Annotated in this window: 22 protein-coding genes; 5 read left to right on the top strand and 17 right to left on the bottom strand. The window is 68.3% G+C overall.

Features of this window, described 5'->3' with window-relative positions:
* The first annotated feature begins 2 nt into the window (after window positions 1-2).
* Both AC0LPE_RS23140 and AC0LPE_RS23135 read left to right on the top strand, forming a co-directional pair.
* Window positions 3-1,277 (top strand): glutaminase, encoded by a 1,275-nt coding sequence (locus tag AC0LPE_RS23140; protein WP_088899643.1) that lies wholly within the window; start codon window positions 3-5, stop codon window positions 1,275-1,277.
* A gap of 208 nt (window positions 1,278-1,485) precedes the next feature.
* Window positions 1,486-2,358 (top strand): alpha/beta fold hydrolase, encoded by an 873-nt coding sequence (locus tag AC0LPE_RS23135; protein WP_490605322.1) that lies wholly within the window; start codon window positions 1,486-1,488, stop codon window positions 2,356-2,358.
* 276 nt (window positions 2,359-2,634) lie between these two features.
* Here the strand turns inward: AC0LPE_RS23135 and AC0LPE_RS23130 are convergent, their stop codons facing one another.
* The 8 genes from AC0LPE_RS23130 to AC0LPE_RS23095 all read right to left on the bottom strand — a co-directional run bounded on the left by AC0LPE_RS23130 (window position 2,635) and on the right by AC0LPE_RS23095 (window position 10,364).
* Window positions 2,635-3,108, bottom strand: coding sequence for a hypothetical protein (locus tag AC0LPE_RS23130; protein ID WP_088899644.1), 474 nt, complete (start codon window positions 3,106-3,108; stop codon window positions 2,635-2,637).
* 104 nt (window positions 3,109-3,212) lie between these two features.
* Entirely contained in the window at window positions 3,213-3,887 is a 675-nt protein-coding gene (locus AC0LPE_RS23125) for an ABC transporter permease (protein WP_160877146.1), read from the bottom strand.
* On the bottom strand, window positions 3,884-4,528 hold the full coding sequence (locus AC0LPE_RS23120; protein WP_088899646.1) for an ABC transporter permease: 645 nt from the start codon (window positions 4,526-4,528) through the stop codon (window positions 3,884-3,886). Before AC0LPE_RS23120 ends, AC0LPE_RS23125 begins: the two co-directional genes overlap by 4 nt.
* Window positions 4,525-5,631, bottom strand: coding sequence for an ATP-binding cassette domain-containing protein (locus tag AC0LPE_RS23115; RefSeq protein WP_160877148.1), 1,107 nt, complete (start codon window positions 5,629-5,631; stop codon window positions 4,525-4,527). Before AC0LPE_RS23115 ends, AC0LPE_RS23120 begins: the two co-directional genes overlap by 4 nt.
* 16 nt (window positions 5,632-5,647) lie before the next feature.
* Window positions 5,648-6,559, bottom strand: coding sequence for an ABC transporter substrate-binding protein (locus tag AC0LPE_RS23110; RefSeq protein WP_088899648.1), 912 nt, complete (start codon window positions 6,557-6,559; stop codon window positions 5,648-5,650).
* An 83-nt stretch (window positions 6,560-6,642) separates the two neighbouring features.
* Complete coding sequence (locus tag AC0LPE_RS23105; RefSeq protein ID WP_490605321.1) at window positions 6,643-7,143, bottom strand: cysteine dioxygenase; 501 nt, start codon at window positions 7,141-7,143, stop codon at window positions 6,643-6,645.
* Between the two features lie 206 nt (window positions 7,144-7,349).
* Window positions 7,350-8,243, bottom strand: coding sequence for an amidohydrolase family protein (locus AC0LPE_RS23100; RefSeq protein ID WP_490605320.1), 894 nt, complete (start codon window positions 8,241-8,243; stop codon window positions 7,350-7,352).
* Between the two features lie 36 nt (window positions 8,244-8,279).
* Window positions 8,280-10,364: a sensor histidine kinase gene (locus tag AC0LPE_RS23095; protein WP_490605319.1), complete on the bottom strand. Its 2,085-nt coding sequence runs from the start codon at window positions 10,362-10,364 to the stop codon at window positions 8,280-8,282.
* Between the two features lie 276 nt (window positions 10,365-10,640).
* Between AC0LPE_RS23095 and AC0LPE_RS23090 the strand changes: the two genes are divergently transcribed.
* Window positions 10,641-11,564: a LysR family transcriptional regulator gene (locus tag AC0LPE_RS23090; RefSeq protein WP_120280857.1), complete on the top strand. Its 924-nt coding sequence runs from the start codon at window positions 10,641-10,643 to the stop codon at window positions 11,562-11,564.
* Window positions 11,565-11,635: 71 nt separating this feature from the next.
* On the opposite strand, the gene AC0LPE_RS23085 is transcribed toward AC0LPE_RS23090, so the two are convergent.
* From AC0LPE_RS23085 to AC0LPE_RS23070, 4 genes are read right to left on the bottom strand one after another with little or no spacing between them, the layout of a single operon-like run.
* Complete coding sequence (locus AC0LPE_RS23085) at window positions 11,636-12,496, bottom strand: SRPBCC family protein (protein WP_490605318.1); 861 nt, start codon at window positions 12,494-12,496, stop codon at window positions 11,636-11,638.
* A 53-nt stretch (window positions 12,497-12,549) separates the two neighbouring features.
* Complete coding sequence (locus AC0LPE_RS23080; protein WP_016693278.1) at window positions 12,550-13,404, bottom strand: FAD binding domain-containing protein; 855 nt, start codon at window positions 13,402-13,404, stop codon at window positions 12,550-12,552.
* Window positions 13,401-15,800: a xanthine dehydrogenase family protein molybdopterin-binding subunit gene (locus tag AC0LPE_RS23075; protein WP_490605317.1), complete on the bottom strand. Its 2,400-nt coding sequence runs from the start codon at window positions 15,798-15,800 to the stop codon at window positions 13,401-13,403. The genes AC0LPE_RS23080 and AC0LPE_RS23075 overlap by 4 nt, the downstream gene beginning before the upstream one ends.
* Window positions 15,801-15,802: 2 nt before the next feature.
* A complete protein-coding gene (locus tag AC0LPE_RS23070; protein ID WP_120280856.1) occupies window positions 15,803-16,291 on the bottom strand; it encodes a (2Fe-2S)-binding protein in 489 nt (162 codons plus the stop codon).
* A gap of 143 nt (window positions 16,292-16,434) precedes the next feature.
* Between AC0LPE_RS23070 and AC0LPE_RS23065 the strand changes: the two genes are divergently transcribed.
* Window positions 16,435-17,250 carry a mycofactocin-coupled SDR family oxidoreductase gene (locus AC0LPE_RS23065; protein ID WP_490605316.1) on the top strand — a complete coding sequence of 272 codons (816 nt, stop codon included), beginning with the start codon at window positions 16,435-16,437 and terminating at the stop codon, window positions 17,248-17,250.
* On the opposite strand, the gene AC0LPE_RS23060 is transcribed toward AC0LPE_RS23065, so the two are convergent.
* From AC0LPE_RS23060 to AC0LPE_RS23040, 5 genes are all read right to left on the bottom strand, one after another.
* Complete coding sequence (locus AC0LPE_RS23060) at window positions 17,238-18,380, bottom strand: XdhC family protein (protein ID WP_159417187.1); 1,143 nt, start codon at window positions 18,378-18,380, stop codon at window positions 17,238-17,240. The genes AC0LPE_RS23065 and AC0LPE_RS23060 overlap by 13 nt on opposite strands.
* A complete protein-coding gene (locus AC0LPE_RS23055) occupies window positions 18,373-19,485 on the bottom strand; it encodes a vWA domain-containing protein (protein WP_088899513.1) in 1,113 nt (370 codons plus the stop codon). The genes AC0LPE_RS23060 and AC0LPE_RS23055 overlap by 8 nt, the downstream gene beginning before the upstream one ends.
* On the bottom strand, window positions 19,482-20,375 hold the full coding sequence (locus AC0LPE_RS23050; protein WP_490605315.1) for an AAA family ATPase: 894 nt from the start codon (window positions 20,373-20,375) through the stop codon (window positions 19,482-19,484). The genes AC0LPE_RS23055 and AC0LPE_RS23050 overlap by 4 nt, the downstream gene beginning before the upstream one ends.
* A gap of 56 nt (window positions 20,376-20,431) precedes the next feature.
* Complete coding sequence (locus AC0LPE_RS23045) at window positions 20,432-20,644, bottom strand: hypothetical protein (RefSeq protein ID WP_037190626.1); 213 nt, start codon at window positions 20,642-20,644, stop codon at window positions 20,432-20,434.
* A gap of 363 nt (window positions 20,645-21,007) precedes the next feature.
* On the bottom strand, window positions 21,008-21,337 hold the full coding sequence (locus AC0LPE_RS23040; protein ID WP_026061371.1) for a MerR family transcriptional regulator: 330 nt from the start codon (window positions 21,335-21,337) through the stop codon (window positions 21,008-21,010).
* A gap of 159 nt (window positions 21,338-21,496) precedes the next feature.
* Between AC0LPE_RS23040 and AC0LPE_RS23035 the strand changes: the two genes are divergently transcribed.
* Window positions 21,497-21,922: an Hsp20/alpha crystallin family protein gene (locus AC0LPE_RS23035; RefSeq protein WP_490605314.1), complete on the top strand. Its 426-nt coding sequence runs from the start codon at window positions 21,497-21,499 to the stop codon at window positions 21,920-21,922.
* The last annotated feature ends 6 nt before the right edge of the window (window positions 21,923-21,928 follow it).

The following is a 21,928-nucleotide window of genomic DNA, read 5'->3' as shown; positions in this document are numbered from 1 at the left end:
ACATGCGTTCACCGTTGCCGGATTATCTGACCGAAGTGCTCCGAGGATGTGCCGACAGTTCGGGCGCACTCGCCGATTACATCCCCGAACTGGCGAGGGCCGACCCGGACCGGTTCGCCCTCACCCTCGTGACCGCCGAGGGGGCGATGTACTCGGTGGGCGACGACGACACCGAGTTCACGATCCAGTCGATCTCGAAGCCCTTCGTCTACGGTCTCGCACTGCAGCAGAGAGGGTTCGACGCCGTACTCGACGTGATCGACGTCGAACCGTCCGGGGAGGCGTTCAACGAGGTCTCGCTCGAACGCAACACGGGCCGTCCGCTGAACCCGATGATCAATGCCGGTGCGCTCGCTGCACACGCCCTGGTGCTCGACGACAGGCCGGTCGAGGACTCGGTGGAGGACATCCGCTCCCTGCTGTCGTCCCTGGCCGGCCGCGACCTGGCAATCGACGAGAAGGTCGCGTCGTCGGAACTCGAGAACTCCTATCGCAATGTCGCCATCGCCAATCTCCTTCGGGGGTACGAGGTTTTCGAGGACGATCCCGACGAGATCGTCGAGGGGTACATCCGGCAGTGCTCGGTGACGGTGACGACCAAGGACCTCGCGATGATGGCCGCGACACTCGCGGCGGGCGGCGTGCAACCCGTGACATGCGAGGAGATCTTCTCGCGCGACGTGGTGCGCCAGGTGCTGTCGGTGATGGCGACCTGCGGGATGTACGACGCGGCGGGGGACTGGCTCTCCACTGTCGGTATCCCTGCCAAGAGCGGCGTGTCCGGCGGAATCATAGGAATCCTACCGGGACAGTTGGGTATTGCGGCGTACTCGCCGCGCCTCGACGACCACGGCACCAGCGTCCAGGGGGTCGCCGCCTTCGGTCGTCTCTCCCGCGATATGAACCTGCATCTGATGGACGCGCCGATGGTCGCACACTCGGTGTTGCGCAGAAGACATGTCATCGGCGAGGGTGACGAGGCTCTCACTCTGCTCGAGTTGCAGGGCGACCTCCAGTTCACCAGTGCCGAGGGTCTCGTGACGGCCGTGGTCGACGAACCGGTAGCGACGAAACGCCTGGTCTTCGACCTGTCCCTCGTCCGTACGATCCTGCCCGTCGGCCGAAGGATGTTGCTGGAGATGATCGGTCGGCTCCATCGCGACGGGGTGGAGGTCGTCGTGATCGACCCCGAAGCACATCTGCCCGAGCCCGATACCGGCTACGGCTTCCGGCCCCAGGTCCACGCCTCGTGGGAGGACCTGGAGGCGCAGGGGTGAAACGGCATTCGGCACGAATGTGACGTGAGGGACGGCTGTGAAATTTTCCGGAACCACGGGTGGCGTTCACACCGAGCACTGGGCTACGGTGTCGTGCGGTGTGCCCGAGGTTGGTCGGCGAAAGACGCTCGTACCCCACGAAAGAAGATCCATTCATGCCGTTCCCTGAATCCCTCGTCGTCCCCGGAATCGTCCGGGTAGGAGGATGATGGCGTTGCTGACACGTTCGCCCTACCGCTGCCCCGGAGACGGCAGCGTGATCCACCACGCGTGCACAGGATTGCTGACCTACTGGGAGCGTCCCGTCGTGGAGCACGTCGCCCGCACGTCGCTGGGCGACACCTACGTGCTCACCACGGGCCCTGCCACCGCACCGCCGATCGTGGTGCTCGCGGGTGGCGACCTCCCGGCGGCGGGGCTGCGTCTGCTCGCCGAGCAGTTCGGTGAGCAGCACCGGGTGGTGCTCGTGGACGTCCCGGGTCTTCCCGGTGCGAGCGCGGGCAGCCGGCCCGACAGCCGGATCCACAGCGTCTACGGCCACTGGCTGGTCGAGGTGCTCGATGCACTCGGCGTCGAGCGGGTTCCCGTGATCGGTCTCGGCTGGTCGGCATCGGTGGCCGCCGCGGTGGAGGATCCCGACCGGATCGAGAAGCTGGTGATCGCCGCGCCGCTGGGTCTCGTCCCGCGCGTCCGGTGGAACCGTGCCCTCATTCCGGGCCTGCAGTGGCGCAACGAGCCCAACCTCGAGAACACCGAGCGCTACCTCAGGGCACTCGCCGGATGCGACTACCGGCCCGACGAGCAGACCCTGCGGTGGTCCTGCCGCGTCGGCGCGTACTGCACGTCGCTGACGAACATGCCCCGCATCGACCGAGCCGTGCTGCGCCGTTGGCGTGGGCGTCCGGTCGAGGTCGTCGTGGGAAGCAAGGATCCCCTCGTGCAGGTCGACGCGTTGAACAAGCTGGCCGACGACATGGGTGCGCATTTCGTCGCGCTTCCCGAGGTGGGTCATCTCCTCGCGGTCGAGACTCCGGCAGCTCTGGCCTCCCTGGCCGCTGCTGTGCCGGTAACGGAGAACTGAGTCACGGAAGACCGGTCGAAAGTGGCGATGCCGGGCTGCCCCCGACGGGCGTAGCTATCAGTCCGGCATCGCCACTTCCGGTCACCCTCCCAGTGGAACCCGAGCGCTCGGGTACCCACCCCAGGGCTGCGATAATCCCCGAATTATTACGTTTTGGTCACGGGGACACCTACGACCGTACCACCTGAACGTCGAGTCGTTGCAGATGTGTGTGTCGGCGCGTCACACATCCGCGATGACAGGGCCTCGGTCACATCACGCCACGGCCCCGTCGGATCACGCCACAGCGGGGCTCCAGTCGACCACGACCGACCGTGCGCCGATGTATTCCAGCAGGTCGCGGACAGGTCCGCCGAAGCGGAGCTGACGGGCGACCTCCAGTTCGTCGAGGTCGTCGTCCTCCGTGCCGACGAGGACCCCGTTGATCACGCTGCGGGCCGCGGACACCACGAGTGTCTCCTCCTCGGCCACCCGGACCGGTACATCGTTCTCGCCCGCCACCGCGCCGACCGCCACGGCCACGTAGTCCCTGTCCTCGTCCGCGTCGTGATACGCGACCAGACGGCCGTGCAGCACGGACTCGGGCAGGATGCGGTCGAGCGTCACACCCGAGGGAACGCTCTCGTCGTCGGGACGGACGCTCGGACCGGATGCGGCCGGTGTGGCCGGGGATGCCGTGGGCTGCGCGGCTGCGTACAGGGGTACGCGCCGAGACGTCCAGCCGAAGTAGGTTTCGCGTTGCGCATACATCGCACCTGCGCCTCCTCGATAGGACTTCGTCTCTACCTCCAGTGTGCTCCGGGCCACCGACACGTTCGTCGGTTCCGAAGGAGGCGTCGGAGGGGTCGTACGGGCTAGTCGCGCGAGGCCCGGACGCCGGGTGAGACGAGCACCCGACCGAGGACCGCGAAGAGCGCGAGGATCACCAGCGAGCAGATCCCGGCCAGGGCGGCACCGCCTACGACCAGGGCATAGTCGCTGCGCGCGAGACCGTCGACGATGGGCCTGCCCACCCCGCCGAAGCTCACCGCCGCGGCGATGGTCGCGGTCGCGACGATCTGCACGGCGGCGGTGCGCAGGCCCACGAGGATCAGCGGCAGAGCCACCGGGAGCTGGGCCCGCAGCAGGATCTGGGACGAGGTCATCCCCATCCCGCGGGCGGCGTCGGTCAGTGCCGGGTCGACCCCGCGGATCCCTTCGTAGGAGTTCAACAGGATGGGTGGGATCGCGAGCGCCACCAGCGGCACCATCACCGGAACCAGCCCGATCCCGTACAGCACGACCAGCAACACGAGCAGGCCGTAGGTGGGGAGGGCGCGTGCGGCATTCGCCGTGAGGGACATGAAGACGCCGCCGCGGCCCGTGTGACCCGTCCACAGGCCGAGCGGCAACGCGAGGAGCACGGAGATCACGAACGCGAGCAGGGTGTAGCCGAAGTGCTGGGTCAGTCGCGTCGGGATCCCGGACGCACCCGACCAGTTCGCGGAGTCGCCGAAGTACTCGGCCAGATAGTTCAGCAGGGTCGTCATCGGGACACCTTCGAGGTGCGGCGCATCCACGGCGTGGCGAGACGCTGGACGAGTACGAGCACCGCGTCGACGACCAGTGCCATCACGACGGTCGCGATGATGCCGATGATCGCCAGATCGAGCCGGTCGAGCTGCACCGACGCGGTGAACAACGCCCCGAACGCACCCATGCCGATCAGCGCTCCGACGCTCACCATGCTGATGTTCGCGACCGTCGCGACCCGCAGTCCCGCGATGACCGCAGGGATCGCCAGCGGCAGGTCGACGGTGAGCAACCGGCGCGGTGTCGAGAATCCCATCGCCACCGCCGACTGGCGGACACTGTCGGGCACGGCGCGCAACCCGTCGACGACGTTCGGGACGAGGCCCGCCAGCGCGTAGACGGCCAGCGGAAGGATCACCGTGGTCCGGCTGATCCCGGTGAACGCGATGAGCAGCACGAAGAAGGCAAGCGACGGAATCGAGTACAGAACGCTGCACACCGCGAGAACCGGGGCGTACACCCGCGGCCACCGCACACACGCCAGGCCCAACGGCAGGGCGAGGACGAGGCCGAGCAGCGACGCGCCGAGCGCCATGACGAGATGATCGCCGAGCAGTTCCCAGAACGTCCCGAGATAACCGGGAATCCGCAGGCTCACCGCGACTTCCGCATCTCGAGCGGGGACGGGGTGCCGGCCTCCCGGTGGTTGTGCGCCGCGCGGACCGCCGCCGCCACCTCTTCGCCGCTGATCACCCCGAGCGCGCGTCCGTCGTCGTCCACCGCCACGGCATGGCCCGAGGGTGAGAGCACGGCCGCATCGAGCACGACGCGCAGCGGATCCCGTCCGGGAACGAACGGCCTTCCGGCCGGCAGGAATTCCGCATCGGCACTGCCGTCGCGCCACCCCGTCGGGCGTCCGTCGTCGTCGACGACGAGCAGCCAACCGCCGACGGCGAGTTCGGCGGCGTCGCGGGTGACGATCGGATCGGTGCGCAGGGGCAGGTCGGCGGACGAGAAGAACGACATGAGCCGTACACCGCGGTCGACGCCGAGGAATCCGGCGACGAAATCGTCGGCGGGAGAGGTGAGCAGCTCCTCCGGGGTCGCGTACTGGGCGAGCACCCCGCCCGGCCGCAGGACGGCCACGCGGTCGCCGAGCTTGATCGCCTCGTCGATGTCGTGGGTGACGAGCACGATGGTCTTGGCCAGCACCGATTGCAGACGCAGGAGTTCGTCCTGCAGATCCTTGCGGACCACGGGATCGACCGCGGAGAACGGTTCGTCCATCAACAGGATCGGGGGATCGGCGGCCAGTGCGCGGGCCACCCCGACACGTTGCTGCTGCCCGCCGGACAGCTGCGCCGGATAGCGTTGCGCCAGCTCCTTTCCGAGTCCGACCCGGGTGAGCACGTCCATCGCGGTCGCGCGGGCCTCCTTACGGCTCGCGCCGAGCAATCGGGGCACGGTGGCGACGTTGTCGACCACCGTGCGGTGGGGGAACAGCCCGGCGTGCTGGATGACGTATCCGATGCCGCGGCGCAGGATCCGGGGATCCTCGTCCCGGACGTCGCGGCCCCCGACGAGCACACGCCCGCCCGAGGGTTCGACCATCCGGTTGATCATGCGCAACGAGGTGGTCTTCCCGCAGCCCGACGGCCCGACGAACACCGTCAGGGTGCCCGTCGGGACCTCCAGCGAGAGTCCGTCGACGGCGACGGTCCCGTCGGGATAACGCTTCTCGACGTTGTCGAATGTGATCACGCGGCACCGACTTCCGTCAGTTCAGATCGTTCTGCTGCAACCACTCCTCGGCGACGACGTCGATGTCGCGGCCGTCGGTGACCACCTGTCCGACCAGGACGACGAGGGTGTCGGTGGTGAGCTTCTCGGACACGGCGTCGATCTTCGCGACGTCGTCGTCGTCGAGATCGGCGCGATGCACCAGCGGGGTGACGTTCTGGGCTCCGAAGACCGACTCCGGGTCCTCCAGCGCCACAAACGGTTCGGTGCTCAGCGACGGATCGGTGGTGAAGATGTTCGCGGCCTGCACGGTGCCGTCCGAGAGAGCGCGGATGGTGATGGGACCGCCGGTGTCGGTGGGGACGAATTCGCGGAACTCGACCCCGTACACCTCACGCAGACCCACGACACCCTGCTGGCGTGTCTCGAACTCCGGCGGTCCGCCGAGGACGAGTTCACCGGCGACCGGCGCGAGATCGGCGATGCTCACCAGGTTGTAGCGCTGCGCGGTCTCCTCGGTGACGACGAGGGCGTCCTTGTTCTCACCGGGGGCGGAGGCCAGGATCTCGAGCCCGTCCGGAAGAGCTTCGGACAGGGCCGCATTGACGTCCTCGGTGGTCGAGGCCGTGCTGTCGGGGTCGATCCGGGCGAGCAGTGCGCCGTTGTACTCCGGGACGAGGGTGATGGCACCCGAGGCGACCTGGTCGTAGTAGATCTCGCGGCTGCCGATGTTGAACTGGCGGGTGACCTCGGCCCCCGCGCTCTCGAGCGCCTGCGAGTAGATCTCCGCGAGCAGGACGTTCTCCGGGAAGTTCGCCGAACCGACGACGATCGCGCCTCCGTCCGCGGTATCCCCGGCGAGGGGATCCTCGTCTCCGCCGCCGGAACAGGCGGCCAGGGCGAAGGCGGACACGGCGAGAAGTGCGGTGGTGCGTGCGAAGCGTTTCACGGGTTGCTCCCTCGGATGCGGCACGGTCGGTTTTCGACTCTATCCCGGCGGATACCCACTGTGCCGGATTTGTCACGAGTGGATCACCAGTCGTCGCCGGCGCGCTCCGAGGTCGCGAGGGTGAGGATGCCGTTCTCGAGCCGGTATCGGCTCATCGAGTCCAGTGCGGGGGCGTAGGCGTGCACCGTCACCGCCGGGACGCGGCCGTCGTTGACGACCTCGTGCACGTGCCGGCCGTCGAATCGACGCGTGGCACCGGCCGACAGATGGGTGCGGGAGAGCGTCACATGTTGCCCGGGAAGGTCTTCCGACCACGGCTGGTCGACGGTGTCCTCCCGGACCCGTCCCTGCGCGACGGCGAACGCGCCGGCACTGCCACCGTGATCGTGGATCCCGGTGCGCTGACCGGGAAGCCAGCTCAGCAACCACACCTCGTAGTCGTCGGCGACGGCGAGCCGGGTGTACCAGCGTTCGGTCTCGTCGAAGCGGACGAGCGGCCGCCAGCGGGCGACGTCCGCGGCGATGTCACGGACGATCTCGGCAAGATCGACGCGCACGGAGGGGGACAGAAGAGCAGCAGGCATCGTGGTTCCTCGAAACAGGAGCCGGACGGGACCGAAGGGTCGTCCGAGCAAAAGAAGTGGGTCGGGCCGGGATCAACGACAGGCGCGACAACCACAGAAACCACCGGCGATGCGGACGTAGTCCACATGAAGCCTGCGATGCCGCAGGGTCGCCGGAAGATGCATGCCGATCACTTCAGCGCCCGGATGCGGCGCTGTCAAGGTTTTCACTCGTGTGACGTTCGGAACAATCGGGCCGGACTGCGTCGCCGTACGGGCTCGTCGCGCTCGTCGCCGAACAGCAACGGTGCAGCGTACGGGCGGTCCGAGCCGAGCACGACGCGGTCGCGGCCGAGTCCGGCAGCCACGGCCTCGACGATCTCGGGTCCGTACGACGAGGTGTCGACGAACACTCCGGCCGACGAGATCGTCGCCGGTCCGCCACGCGCGGCCATCCGGTCGGCGTGCAGCGGCGCGAGCCCGGCGAGCATCGCGAACCCCACGCGCAGTCCGGGGAGGCGAGGGGCCCCGTACTCGTGCCAGGCGAACCACGCGGTGTGCATCTGCGCCACGTACGACACCATCGCCGGCCACCACGGCGGAGCCGACGCATCGGCCGCAGCCGGCCCGGGATGCACGAACAGGGGAGCGCCGACGCGGTCGAGTTCGTCGAGGAGCGGGGCGCACCGCGCGTAGCCGTCGGCATCCGCCAGCGCCGTGGCGGGAAGTTGCAGACCCACGCAGCCCGCCCCGAGCACGTCGCGCAGCGCCACGGGATCGGGATCGTCGACCGACGCCGCCGCCCATGCCCCGAACGGGCGGGGCAGCGCCAGCACTCCCTCGTGGTAGGCGTCGAGCAGGCCGGCCGCGTCGGCTGCGGGCAGCGTTTCGATCCCCAGCGGGCTCGACAACGACACCAGCGCCAGGTCGATGCCGTCCTGCGCCGCGAGCTCGGCCCGCCGGGCGATCGAGTGATCCTCCGGTCGCACCTCGTACGGGGGTTCACCGTCGAGGTACAGCGTCCATCCGACGAGCCGCGGCGCCCGGGTACGTGCCCGTAATGCCGCGACGAGGGGTGCCGGCCAGACGTGCTGGTGGACGTCGACGCGGGGAGCGGTCATGCCGTCAGGATGGCAGACCGCCCGCCCGCTGTCCGCCTACTGTCCTGCGCCGCGGGGGACCCATCGTTCGTGCAGCTGTCCGCGCCGGATACCCGGACTCGTCCCGGGCGTCGCGAGAGCGGGGGTGGGTGCCGAGTGACGGCTTCCGGCCACCGGCTGCGATCCGGATGCCGGGTCGGCGTGGAACTGCTCGCCGTACTCCGACGGGGGATCGGGCAGGCGACGCGGCCGATCGATCCGGTACGGATCGTCGTGGTTCCTGCCGGTGCCCTTGAGCAGGCTGGTCGGCAGGTAGATGCTCGCGGTGATGCCGGCATTGGTGGACGAGTCGAAGGTCGGACGCAGACGCACCGTGATGCCGTGACGATCGGCGAGGCGCGCGACCACGAACAGGCCCATTCGCCGTGCGGCACCGGATCCGGCTTCGCCGTCCGAACCCAGACGCATGTTGATGTCGGCGAGTTCGTCTGCGGGGATGCCGATTCCGCGGTCGGCGATCTCGAGGAGGAGGCCGCCGTCGACGGCGCGGGAGAACGCGAACGCCACGGTGCTCTCGGGCGGTGAGGCGCGCAGTGCGTTGTCGAGGAGCTCGGCGATCATGTGGACGACGTCGGTGACGGCGCTGCCGACCAGATTGCCTTCCGGGGCGTTGCCGATGTTCACGCGCTGGTAGTTCTCGACCTGCGAGACGGCGGCGCGGAGGACGTCGACGAGCGGTGTGTCGGGGACCCGGCCGAGGCGCTGACGAGTGCCGGCGAGGACGAGCAGCGAGTCACCCGTACGACGCATGCGGGCGGCGAGGTGATCGAGCGCGAACAGATTCTGGAGACGGGTGGGATCGCGTTCCTCGTGTTCGAGCGAATCGATCAGGGCGAGTTGCTGTTCCACCAGGGTCTTGTTGCGACGCGCAAGGGTCTCGAGCATTTCGTTGACCTGCCGCCGCAGTTGGGCCTGTTCACCTGCGAGACGCAGGGCGCCCTCGTTCATGCTGTCGACGGCGCGGGCGACCTCGCCGATCTCCTCGCGGGTGTGCACCCGCACCGGGGACAGCTGGACGGTGTCGATCTCGGCGCCGTCCTTGATCGCGGCGAGAGCGGCGGGAAGATCCTCTTCGGCGGCACGCAGAGTGTCGTTGCGCAGGCGGCGAAGCGGCTTGACCAGCGATGCTGCGATCACGATCGCGAGGGCGAGGGCCAGGGCGAGCACGATGGACACGCCGATACCGTTCTTCAGTGCTTCGCTGCGGGCTTCGCTCGCGAGATCGTCGAGGACTCCCACGGCGCGCGTCGCGGAACCGGCGACCTCTTCCTGGTAGATCATGAGGCTTTCGAAGAGCGAGCCCTGCAGGGCGCGGACGTCGCCACCCGAATTGCCGAGTTCGGCGGTGAGACTGCGGCGTTTCTCGAGCATGCCGATGAGAGCGTCTACCTTGCTCGCGTCGGCGGCAGAATTCTCGGCGAAGGTGTCGCGGAGAACGGTGAGCTTGGCGGCCTCGACGCCGAGAGCGTTGTTCCACATCAGCAACGCGCCGTCGGTGTCGGCGCTCAGGGCGGAGAAGGCGAGGACCTGGTCGAGCAGCGTCCACTGCGTGGCCCACAGGTCGAGAAGCGTGGCGCTCTCGCTCAGAACGCTGGGATTGTCGCTGGTGGTCGTGATGGCGCGGTAGGTGGCCTGAGCGCGGGTGACGAATCCGTCGGCGCGTTCGCTGGCCACGGTCGGAGCCAGCGTTCCGGACGACGCACTGGCGAGCAGACTCTCGCCCTCGGCGAGCATGCGGTTGATCTGTGCGGCGATTTTCGGATCGAGGTCCTTGTCCTCCATCTGGCTCGTCAGGGTCGCCGCGGCTTCGCGTGCGATCTGGGCGCCGTTGTCGACCGGCAGTGACAGGATCGTCGCGGCCGCGGCACCGGAGACACCGGTGGCGTACTCGGCGAGAGTGGGCAGGATGGAGATGTTCTCGGCCGAGGCACTGTAGTCGCGGTTCTCCTGGAACAGGTCGTAGACGCGCAGGGAGCCGTACAGGGTGGCGGCCACGATGGGAACGGCGACGACCACCGTCATCTTGCGCCACAGGCGCCAGTTCTCCGGCGTGTGCTGCCGGATCTGTTGTACGAGACTCACGTCTTTCGCCCCCGAACTCCTCTGCATGCCTGAGTCGGCGGCCGGGCCGAAGCGGGATCTCGGCAAGTGAGAATTTCGCCATCGAAATTCGGGCCAGGGCGAATCACGGTTCGCTGCCGTCAGGACGTGGGCCAGACTAGGTACTCATTCGTCATGCTCACAAGATCGGGATGCAAGTCCGATAGCTGGTATACGACCTTGCGTATACATCACGGTCGTGCGCTACGATGCCGCCGGAATTTCCCGTTCCGCCGGGTTTCGATGTCAGGGGGACGAATGGATCTGCGACGGGTCGATCTCAACCTGCTCGTCGTCCTCGATGTCCTGCTCTCCGAACGCAATGTCACGCGGGCGGCGCGGCGACTGAACATGTCGCAGCCGGCCACGAGTACGGCTCTCGCCCGGTTGCGCAAGCAATTCGACGATCCACTTCTGGTGAAGAGCGGCCGCACACTGCGTCCCACCGCGCGGGCGCAGGCGATCGTCGAACCGCTCCGCGAGGTGCTGCGGACCCTCGAGCGTTCGGTGCTGGCCGCACCCGGTTTCGACCCCGCGACGGATTCGCGCACCTTCACGATCATGACCGGCGACTACGCGGAGATCACCCTTCTGCGCATGCTGGTGCGGGGGAGCACCCCGGCCAATATCCGTTTCGATCTGCTGCCGTTCAACGGTGCCGGTCTCGATGCCTTCCGCCGGTTCGAGATCGACCTCGCGGTGCTGCCGGGATACGTCCTCGAATCCCCGGAGTTCGAGACCTGCCGGAGGCAGGTCGTGCTGACCGACAGATTCGTCGGGGCGGTCTGGTCCGGCCACCCGTACACCGGCACCAAGCTCACACGCGAAGTGCTCGGCCGCTACCCGCTGCTGTCCTACGCGCAGTATTCCGACGACACCAACCTCGGCCGCGCGCTGCTGCGTGCAGGGGTGGTGGCCCGGATCGGCGCAACCAGCGGCAACCTCGCGGTTCTCCCGTATGCCCTGGAGAACACCCGCATGATCACCTTCCTGCCCGAGCGCATGGCCCGGCACGTCGCCGAGGCGGCGTCCCTGCGCATCCTGGAACCGACCTTCCAGCTGCCGCCCCTGCGCGAATTCGCGGTGTGGCACGCCGAGCGCGATGCGGATCCCGCGCACGCCTGGCTCCGCGCGCAGCTCGATCCGGTCGGGCGTCGCCGCGTCGCAGCACAGGCGGGCTGACAGCGACGAACGCTGCGAACCGGCCCGTTCGACGGGTCCGATCCGCAGCGTTCGAGTGGATCCGGCGTGGGTCAGCGTCCCGATCGACGCTGGAGGATCACCGCGATGACCACGACGAGAATCGCGATCACTCCCACCGGCGCGACCCGCGTCGCGACCGATCCCTTCGCGTACTGCATGAGGTCGAGCGGTTCGGCCTCGGGCTGCGGGGGCGCGGCCGGGGAGGGAGTCGTCGACGGCGTGGGAGGCGTCGAGGTCATTGTCGGTGCCGGTGAGGCGCTCATTGGGCTGGGCGGCACCGACTCGTTCGGCCGCGCCTGCGCGGAGTCGTCGTCCCCGGCGCCGGGCCCGACGAATGCTCCACCGGCAGGCTCGTCGCCCGAACCTGCGGCGGTGAGCGGCGGGCTCGCCGGCACGGATTCGTTGGGCTGCGACTCGGCTGCCTCAGCGGTCGCCGCGGAGGAGGAGGACGTGGAGGAGGCCGCCGCTTCGGGTCCGAGCTTCTTCGACAGGCAGTCCGCGAACTGTTCGAGGATCTTCCCACCGACATCCGAGATCATCCCTCGTCCGAACTGGGCGGGCTTGCCGGTGATCTTCATGTCGGTGTTCACGATGCCGTCGGTGCGGTCGCCGTCGCCGGTGAGGGTGACGGTGATGGTCGCGGCCACCGTGCCGTTGCCCCGGGTGTCCTTCGCATTGGCTTCGATGACCGCCCGGCGGGCGCTCTCGTCCTTCTCGACGTACACGCCGGTGCCCTTGAACGTGAGCGCCACCGGTCCGAGCTTCACCTTGACGGTCCCGGTGAACGTGTCGCCGTCGACCCCGGTGAGCGTCGCGCCCGGCATGCACGGCGCAACCTTCTCCGGATTCAGCAGGGCGGTCCACACCTCGTCGACCGGGGCGGGAACGGACAGTGTGTGTTCGAGTTGCATGAGGTCCTTTCCGAACAAGTGGTCCGGGATCTCGGTGTTCGGCGTGGAAACGCCTAGACCCCGGAGGCAGTGGTGACCGCTCGTCGGGTGAGTACCCGGGCGAGGTGGCTCCGATACTCGGCGTCGGCATTCCCGTCGGTCATGGGAGCCGTGCCGTCGGTGGCGAGCTCGGCGGCCTCGCGGATCGTCTCTGCCGTCGCGGGTTTGCCGACCAGCGATTCCTCGACGCCGCGTGCCCGGACCGGGACGGCCGCCATGTTCGTGAGCGCGATCCTCGCCCGCTCGATGGTGCCGCCGGACGCCTGCAGGGTCGCCGCGACTCCGACGATCGACCACTGCTGGGCCGCGCGATGGAACTTCTCGTAGCGCGCCGACCAGCCCGTGTGCTTGGGAATCCGGACCTCGACGAGGATCTCTCCGGGTTCGACCGCGGTCGTGAAGTAGTCCTGGAAGAAGTCGTCCGTCGCGATGGTGCGACGCCCTGACGGACCCGCCACGGTGAAGGTCGCCTCGAGCGCCACGGCCGGCGCGGCGAGATCTCCGGCCGGATCGGCGTGCACGAGCGCCCCGCCGAACGTGCCGCGGTGCCGGATCTGAGGATCGGCGACGGTCGCCGTCGCCTCGGCCAGCAACCGTGCGTGCTCCGCGACGAGCGGGTCGTGCAGCACGTCGTGGTGGGTGGTGGTCGCGCCGATCACCAGGGCGTCGCCGTCGTCGCGGATGCCCCGCAGTTCGGGGATCCTGCCGAGGTCGACGAGCACGGTCGGTGCTGCCATCCGCAGTCGCAGGACGGGCATGAGGCTCTGCCCACCGGCGATGACCTTCGCGTCCTCACCGGCCTCCGTCAACGCGGCGACCGCTTCGTCGACGCTCGAGGGGGCGACGTAGTCGAACGGAGCCGGAATCATTTCGTGCCTCCTCGGGCGTCGCGGAGCGCGTGCCAGATCCGCATCGGTGTACAGGGCATCTCGACGTCGGTGACGCCGAACGGCCGGACCGCATCGAGTACGGCGTTGACGACGGCCGGGGTGGAGGCGATGGTTCCTGCCTCGCCGACACCCTTGACACCCAGCGGATTACCGGGTGCCGGGGTGTCGGTGCGATCGGTGACGAAGGGCGGCAGATCCACCGCGGTGGGCAGCAGATACTCCGCGAACGACGAACTCAGCAACGTGCCCGACTCGTCGTGCACCGCCTCCTCGTACAGGGCCTGGGCAATGCCCTGGGCGAGTCCGCCGTGCACCTGACCCTCGACGATGAGCGGGTTCACGACGTGGCCGACGTCGTCGACGCACACGTACTTGCGGATTCGCGCGTGCCCCGTCTCGGTGTCGACCTCGATCGCGCACAGGTGGGTGCCGTGCGGGAACGAGAAGTTGTCGGGATCGTAGGTCGCCTCGGAGTCGAGGTTCGGTTCGACACCGTCGGGCAGGTCGTGCGCGGCGAACACCGCGAGCGCGACGTCGGTGAGCCCGACGGACTTCGAGGTGCCCTTCACACGGAACTGTCCTGCCTCGAAATCCAGATCGTCCTCGGAACATTCGAGCAGGTGTGCGGCGATCGGCCGGGCCTTGGCGACCACCTTCTCGGCGGCCTTCACGACAGCGATGCCGCCGACGGCGAGTGAGCGGGAACCGTAGGTGTCGAGACCGCGCGGTGAACTCTGCGTGTCGCCGTGCAGGATCTCGATGTCCTCGAACGGGATTCCGAGCCGGTCGGCGACGATCTGACTCCACGCCGTTTCGTGGCCCTGACCGTGGGCGGACGAACCGGTGACGACCTCCACCTTGCCGGTCGGGAGCATGCGGATCGCGGCGTGCTCCCAGCCGCCGGCGCCGTAGGAGAGTGAACCGAGCACCCGCGACGGGGCCAGGCCGCACATCTCCGTGAACGTGGAGACCCCGAGACCGAGCTGCACCGGGTCGTTGCGCTCGCGTCGTTCGGCCTGTTCGCGTCGTAATGCGTCGTAGTCGAACAACTCTCGTGCCTTGGCGGTCGCGGCCTCGTAGTTGCCCGAGTCGTAGGTCAGACCCGCGACGGTGTCGAACGGGAACTCCTCGTGCTTGATCCAGTTCTTCTCGCGGAGCTCGAGGGGATCCATGGACAGTTCGACGGCGAGCTCGTCCATGATGCGTTCGATCGCGAAGGTGGCTTCGGGGCGTCCGGCGCCGCGGTAGGCGTCGGTGGGCACCTTGTTGGTGAACACATTGGTGCACGCGAACCGGTACGAGTCGAACTTGTAGATGCCGTTGAACATGAATGCGCCGAGGATCGGCACACCCGGGGTGACGAGACGCAGATAGGCGCCCATGTCGGCGAGCAGTTCCACTTTCAGGCCGGTGAGGGTGCCGTCGCGGCGCGCGGCGAGGGTCAGCTTCTGGACCTGGTCGCGGCCGTGGTGCGCGGCGAGCATCGACTCGCTGCGCGTCTCGGTGTACTTGACGGGCTTGTGCAGGCGACGCGCGATGAGGAGCGTGAGCACCTCCTCCGGGGTGACCTGCAGCTTGCCACCGAAACCGCCGCCCACGTCGGGGGCGATGACGCGCAGTTTGTGCTCGGGGAGACCGAGTGTCATCGCGAGCATCAGCTTCAGCACGTGTGGGACCTGGGTGGCCGACCACATGGTGATCTGCGAGGCGGTGGGGTCGACGACGACCGACCGCGGTTCCATGAAAGCGGGGATGAGCCGCTGCTGCCGGAAGGTCCGTTCGACGATCACCTCCGCGTCGCGGATCGCGTCCTCGACGTTGCCACCGCTACCGGCCTCGGCGGAGTCGAACACCCACGTCGCGCTGACGTTGGTGCCGAGATCGGGGTGGACGAGATCGCCGTCCTGCGCCGCGCTCTCGAGATCGAGCACGACCGGCAGGTCCTCGTAGTCCACATCGATCGCATCGAGGGCGTCGTGGGCCTCGTATGCGCTGCGGGCCACCACGACTGCGACGGCTTCACCCGCGAAGTGCACGGTGTCGACTGCGAGGGCCGGGGCGTTCGGGGTCTTCATGTCCTCGGTGATCGGCCACGCGCACGGCAGGCTGCCCTGCTCCTCGGCGAGGTCGGCACCCGTGTAGACGGCGACGACCCCCGGCTTGCCCCGGGCCTCGGAGACGTCGAGGCCGGTGATGCGGGCGTGCGCGACCGGGCTGCGCAGGATCGCGGCGTGCAGCATCCCGGGGAGCACGATGTTGTCGGTCCAGCGTGTGCGGCCGGTGATGAGGTGTTCGTCCTCCTTGCGGCGGCGTGCCCGGCCGAGTTCGGATTCGCCGGTTCCCTCGTCGGTGGTGGGATCCACGGTGCTCGTCATCGTCATACCTCCTGCGTGGCGGCCGGGTTCTCGCGCAGTCGCTGGGCGGCGTCACGCGCAGCGGCCACGATGTTCTGGTATCCGGTGCAGCGGCACAGATTTCCTTCGAGGCCGTGCCGGACGTCCTCGTCGCTCGGATCGGAGTTCTCGGAGAGCAGGTCGATGGTCGCCATGATCATCCCGGGCGTACAGAAGCCGCACTGCAGGGCGTGCTTCTCGCGGAACGCCTCCTGGACCGGATGCAGGCTGCCGTTCGTGGAGAGCCCTTCGACGGTGGTGACCGCGTGTCCGTCGGCCTGTACCGCGAGCACCGAGCACGACTTGACGCTGTGGTCGTCGAGCAACACGGTGCAGGCGCCGCAGTTGCTCGTGTCGCAGCCGACCACCGTGCCCACCTTCCCGAGTCGATCTCTGAGGTAGTGGACGAGAAGCAGTCGCGGTTCCACGTCGTCCGTGTACTGCGTTCCGTCTACGGTGACAGTGATGCGCATCGACCCTCCAAGTACCTCGCGTAGCGCAGTGATACAGATCACTGACACTCTGCTGCATATCGCGCGTGGAAAGGACCCGAATCGCCGAAATCGCCTTCGTGCTCGCGTCGATCGGAGGCGGAAGCCGCCACGAGAGGAACCGCATGACCCGTCGCCTCGAGGACAAGGTCGCCTTCATCACCGGAGTCGCGCGTGGTCAGGGCCGCGCCCACGCGGTCCGGCTCGCGCAGGAGGGTGCGCAGATCGTCGGTATCGATCTCGCCGGTCCGCTGCCGGGTGTTCCCTACGATTCCCCCACGGTCGAGGACCTCGACGAGACGCGCCGGCTGGTCGAGGCGGAGGGCGCGAAGGCGCATCTGGTGCAGTGCGACGTCCGCGATCTCGACGGTACGAAGGCGGTGCTCGAAGAGGGTGTCGCGCAGTTCGGCGGTCTCGACGTCGTGGTCGCCAACGCGGGGATCTGCATCCCGCAGACGTGGGACGAGATCACCCCCGAGAGCTTCCGCGACACCCTCGACATCAACGTCACCGGTGTGTGGAACACGATCACCGCGGCCGCCCCGTACCTCATTGCCCGCGGCGGCGGTTCGATCGTCGTGACCAGCTCGCTCGCCGGCGTGAAGCTGCAGCCGTTCATGGTGCACTACACGACCAGCAAGCACGCCCTCGTCGGGATGGCGCGGGCCTTCGCCGCCGAACTCGGACAGCACGACATCCGGGTCAACAGCATTCATCCGGGCGCGGTGAACACGCCCATGGGATCGGGTTCGATGCGCGAACGCATCGCGCAGACGGCCGAGAGCAACCCCCGGTTCGGCGGCATGACCATGCCCTTCCTGAACAAGTACATGGCCGAGGCGGACGAGATCGCGAACATGGTCGCCTTCCTCGCGTCCGACGAGTCCGCCTTCGTCACCGCCCAGAGCTTCGCGATCGACGGTGGTGCTCAGTACTTCTGAGCGCCGATGTGCTCCTCGTGGGCATGGATCGGTCCGCGTGTCTCCGCGAGGCGGCCGCCGCCTCCACCCCAGCGCAGCGCGATGATCTCGGCGGCGATCGACACCGCCGTCTCCTCCGGGGTGCGGGCCCCGAGGTCCAGGCCGATCGGCGACGACAGGCGTGCCAGTTCCTCCTCGGTCAGTCCCGTCTCCCGCAGACGCTCCATCCGGTCGTCGTGCGTGCGGCGCGACCCCATCGCTCCCACGTAGGCCACGTCGAGCCGTAGCGCGACCTCGAGGAGCGGTACGTCGAACTTCGGGTCGTGGGTGAGCACCGTGATGACGGTGCGGGCGTCCACGCGTCCGGCCTCGGCCTCGGCGGCGAGATAGCGGTGCGGCCAGTCGACGATCACCTCGTGGGCGCCGGGGAAGCGGGCCTCGGTGGCGAACACTCCACGCGCGTCGCACACGGTCACCGTGTAACCCAGGAACGAGCCGAGCCGGGCCATCGCCGACGCGAAGTCGATCGCCCCGAACACGATCAGCCGCGGTGGGGGCTGGAAGACGTTGACGAACACCGACATCCCCTCGCCGCGACGCTCACCGTCGGTGCCGTAGTGGAGGGTGCCCGAGCGTCCAACCTCGAGCAGGCCGCGCGCGTCGTCGACGACGGCGTCGTGCATGCGGGACGAGGCGAGCCGGCCGTCGGCGCGGTCGCGCCACACGACCATCCGTCGTCCCCGTACCGCCGGGTCGGGATGGGCGGTGACGGTCGCGAGCGCGACGGGTTCGCCCGCGCGGACGGAGCCGAGCAGGTCGGTGAAGGCGGGGAAGGACGCGGCGTCGATCCGTTCGACGAAGACGTCGATGATGCCGCCGCAGGTCAAGCCGACGGAGAAGGCGTCGTCGTCGGAGACCCCGTAGCGCTGCAGCACCGGCAGCCCGCTGTCGATGACGGACCGGCCGAGTTCGTAGACGTCGCCTTCGACGCACCCACCCGAGACGCTGCCGGTGACGGTGCCGTCCTGCGCGACCAGCATCGATGCACCCGGTCCCCGGGGCGCCGAACGGAAGGTCGAGACCACGGTGCCCACCGCGACGGCCTCTCCGTCCCGGTACCGCCGGTCGAGCTCGTCCAGAATTTCACGCACGCCGAACCTCCTCGAGAAGTTCTTCCAGTGTCGCGAGGCTGTGTCCCGCGAGCAGACGATCGATGTGCGGCAGGGCCGCGGAGATACCCGACTGGATCGGTTCGTATCCGGCGCCGCCGGCGTGCGGGTTCACCCACAGCACGCGGTGCGCGAGGCGATGCAGCTGCGCCATGCGTTCCCCGAGTAGCGAGGCGTCGCCGCGCTCCCAGCCGTCGGAGAAGATCACGACCACCGCGCCGCGCGCGAAACCCCTTCGCCCCCAACGGTCCAGGAACGCACCGAGCGTGTCGCCGAGACGTGTCCCACCCGCCCAGTCGGGAACCGCACGCGAGGCCCCGGCGAGCGCGATCTGCGGGTCGCGGGCACGCAGCGCCCGCGACAGGCGGGTCAGCCGCGTGCCGAGGGAGAACACCTCGGTGGACGACGGTGCGGCACGCGTGACGACGTGCGCGAACCGCAGGAGCGCGTCGGCGTAGGGAGTCATCGAGCCGGACACGTCGATCAGCAACACCACCCGGCGCGGTCTCGTCGCCCGTGCACGATGCCGTGGTCGGACGGGTTCGCCTCCGCTCGCCAGCATGTCGCGCAGGGTGTGCCGCGGATCCACCGGTCCGCGGCGGGAGGGCTTCGACCGCAATCCCCGACGCGTCGGCGGACGGGGCTCAAGCCGCGCGAGCAGTTCGGCGAGGTGGGCGCGTTCCGCGGTCGTCAGTTCGGCCACGTCGCGGTGCCGGAGGACGTCGGTGTCGTCCGCCGCGACCTGCAGTCGTGGCGCGTCGTCGCCGGAGTCGCCGTCGGCGCCCTCGCCTCGGGTCAGCGCGGCGATCCGCGCGGTCCGGGTGCGTTGCCCGTGGGTGCGCGAGCCGGTGGGGACGGTGTCGCCGAACCAGTGGACGAAGGTCGCGTCGTAGCGGGCCGTGTCGTCCGGTGTGCGGCACAGCGTGGCGCGGCCCGCCCAGTAGACCTGGACGGGATCCCCGACGTCGACGTGCGCGAGGGCGTCGAGATAGGTGGCGGTGGCATCGAGGGCGACGGGCAGTCCTGCGGCGGCGAGGGCGCGGCAGAAGCCGGCCAGCCCGACGACCGGACCAGGGGCGGTCGTCATCCGGCGCTCGAGAGGTCGAGTCCGGCGCGGGTTACCCGGTCGATGTCCTCACGGTACTTCAGTACGGCACCGAGTGTCGCCGCAGCGGTCGCCGCGTCGAGGACGTCGCGGTCGAGGGCGATCAGTGCGCGCGCCCAGTCGAGGGATTCGGCGATCCCCGGTGGCTTCAGGAGGTCCTGTTCGCGGAGCGAGCGCACCGCACGGGCGATCTGCTCGGCCAGGGGGCGCCCCAGACCGGGCAACCGCCGCTGCAGGATCGCGACCTCGCGTTCGAGATCGGGATGCTCCACCCAGTGGTACAGACAGCGGCGCTTGAGCGCGTCGTGCACCTCGCGGGTCCGGTTGGAGGTGAGCACCACCAGCGGTGGGACCTCCGCGCGGATCTCGCCCAGTTCGGGGATCGTCACCGCGTTCTCGTCGAGCAGCTGGAGCAGGAAGGCCTCGAACTCGTCGTCGGCGCGGTCTATCTCGTCGACGAGCAGCACGCACGGCGAGTCGGTGAGCGCCTGCAGCAACGGGCGGACGAGGAGATAACGCTCCGTGTAGAGGGAACGCTCGGCGGTATCCGCATCGAGCACACCGTCGCTCGCCGCTTCGAGCGAGCGCAGATGGAGCAACTGCCGGGGAAAATCCCAGTCGTAGAGGGCTTGCGAGGCGTCGATGCCCTCGTGGCACTGCAACCGGACCATCGGCAGATCCAGGGCCTGAGCGAGAGCCGCTGCGAGCGAAGTCTTCCCGGTTCCGGGTTCGCCTTCGCAGAAGAGCGGCCGGCCCATACGCATCGCAAGGAAGACGACGGTCGCCAGTCCATCGTCGGCGAGATATCCCGTGGTCTCGAGAGCAGCCGAGAGTGTCTCGGGTGAATCGATACGCGTCGCGTCGCCGGTCATGAAGCGAGCCTAGATGCTCACCCGCCTCCCGACCGGCGACTGCGACAACTATCGGCTCAACCGTCGGCGTGCGCGAGCGGCGCGAACTCGCCGGTGAACAGTGTTGCGCATCCGGGGCACAACGTCGTCGGATGGGTGGCCCAGCCGTTCATCTGGGCATAGAGCTCTGCCTGCAGCTTGCTCTGTGCGGCAGTGCGGTAGCAGTGATCGCAATGGTCGCAACGGAAGACCCACCGGCCACCGGAGAGCGGGTCGCGGTGCGGCATCATGTCCACCTCGATATCAACAACTCGGTATCTGCGAATCGATGTCGTGGAATGGTCGGATCGTGCCGGTTCCTCTCAGGGAACCGACTTGCCCATGACGCGGGCCCACCATCCGTCCAGCGGGCTCGGATCGGGCCAGCGGATCGTGTCGTCTGCGATGTGATTAGGCCGGAATGCCGTGTCCTGCTGTCCCTGTCCGATATTCGGTGAATCGTGCTGTGCATTGCGCACTGAGGTCACCCCTTATTGCTATCGGTGCGTCACTTGGCGGACGCACTCCTTCGCACCTCTGAGGCGTTCTTGAATCTTAGCCCGGTTCTCCTGAACCGGCCCGGTCTTTCTGCTGTTTGCGCAGGTAGAGGAGGTCTAGGAAGTATGCGGCGGGGGAGGGGGTCTGCTGTCCAGAGTGGAGCGCAGACGGTCGTTGTCCTCCCTGAGGGCCGCGTTGTTCGCCTCGAGTTCGAGGATCCGGGCGATTCCGGCGATATTGATTCCGGAGCCCACCAGTTCGACGATCCGTTGGACGATCTCGAGATCGTTGTCGCTGTAGCGGCGCGTTCCGCCTGCCGTGCGTTCGGGGTTCAGCAGCCCTCGACGTTCGTACAGGCGCAGGGTCTGCGGGTCGAGTCCCGACAGTTCGGCGGCCACCGAGATGCCGTAGACCCCGCGCCGGGCGCGTAACGGATCTGGCGTCATCGTTTCCTCCGGAGTCGGGGTTCTCGGGTCGCGCCGCGGTCACCCGCAGCCTTGACCGAACCTTATCACAGGGCCATAATAAATCTGTGTCTACAGACACAGATAATCAAACAGAGTGTGGCCGTCACGAACGGCCGGACAGTCGGAGGTGACAGACCGATGTTGATGCGCACCGACCCCTTCCGCGATATCGATCGCTTCACGCAGCAGGTGCTCGGCACCATGGCACGGCCCGCGGTGATGCCGCTCGATGCATGGCGAGAAGGCGACCGTTTCGTCGCCGAGTTCGATCTCCCGGGCGTCGACGCCGACTCGATCGACCTCGATGTCGAACGCAACGTGCTCACCGTGCGCGCGGAACGTCCGGAAGTCGACCGGGGCAAGGAATTCGTCTCCACCGAGAGGCCGCGAGGCGTCTTCACTCGTCGGCTGTTCCTCGGTGACACTCTCGACACCGATCGGATCGAAGCACAGTATCGCGGTGGTGTTCTGCGCCTGACGATTCCGGTCGCAGAGAAGGCGAAGCCCCGCAAGATCTCCGTGATCGACGCGGAGACGAACGGCCAGGCCGCGATCGAGAAGTGAACCGCT

This window comes from Rhodococcus sp. S3 (assembly GCF_058211795.1).
The sequence above is the reverse complement of the archived record's forward strand: the minus strand, read 5'-3'. Positions and strand labels throughout refer to the sequence as shown.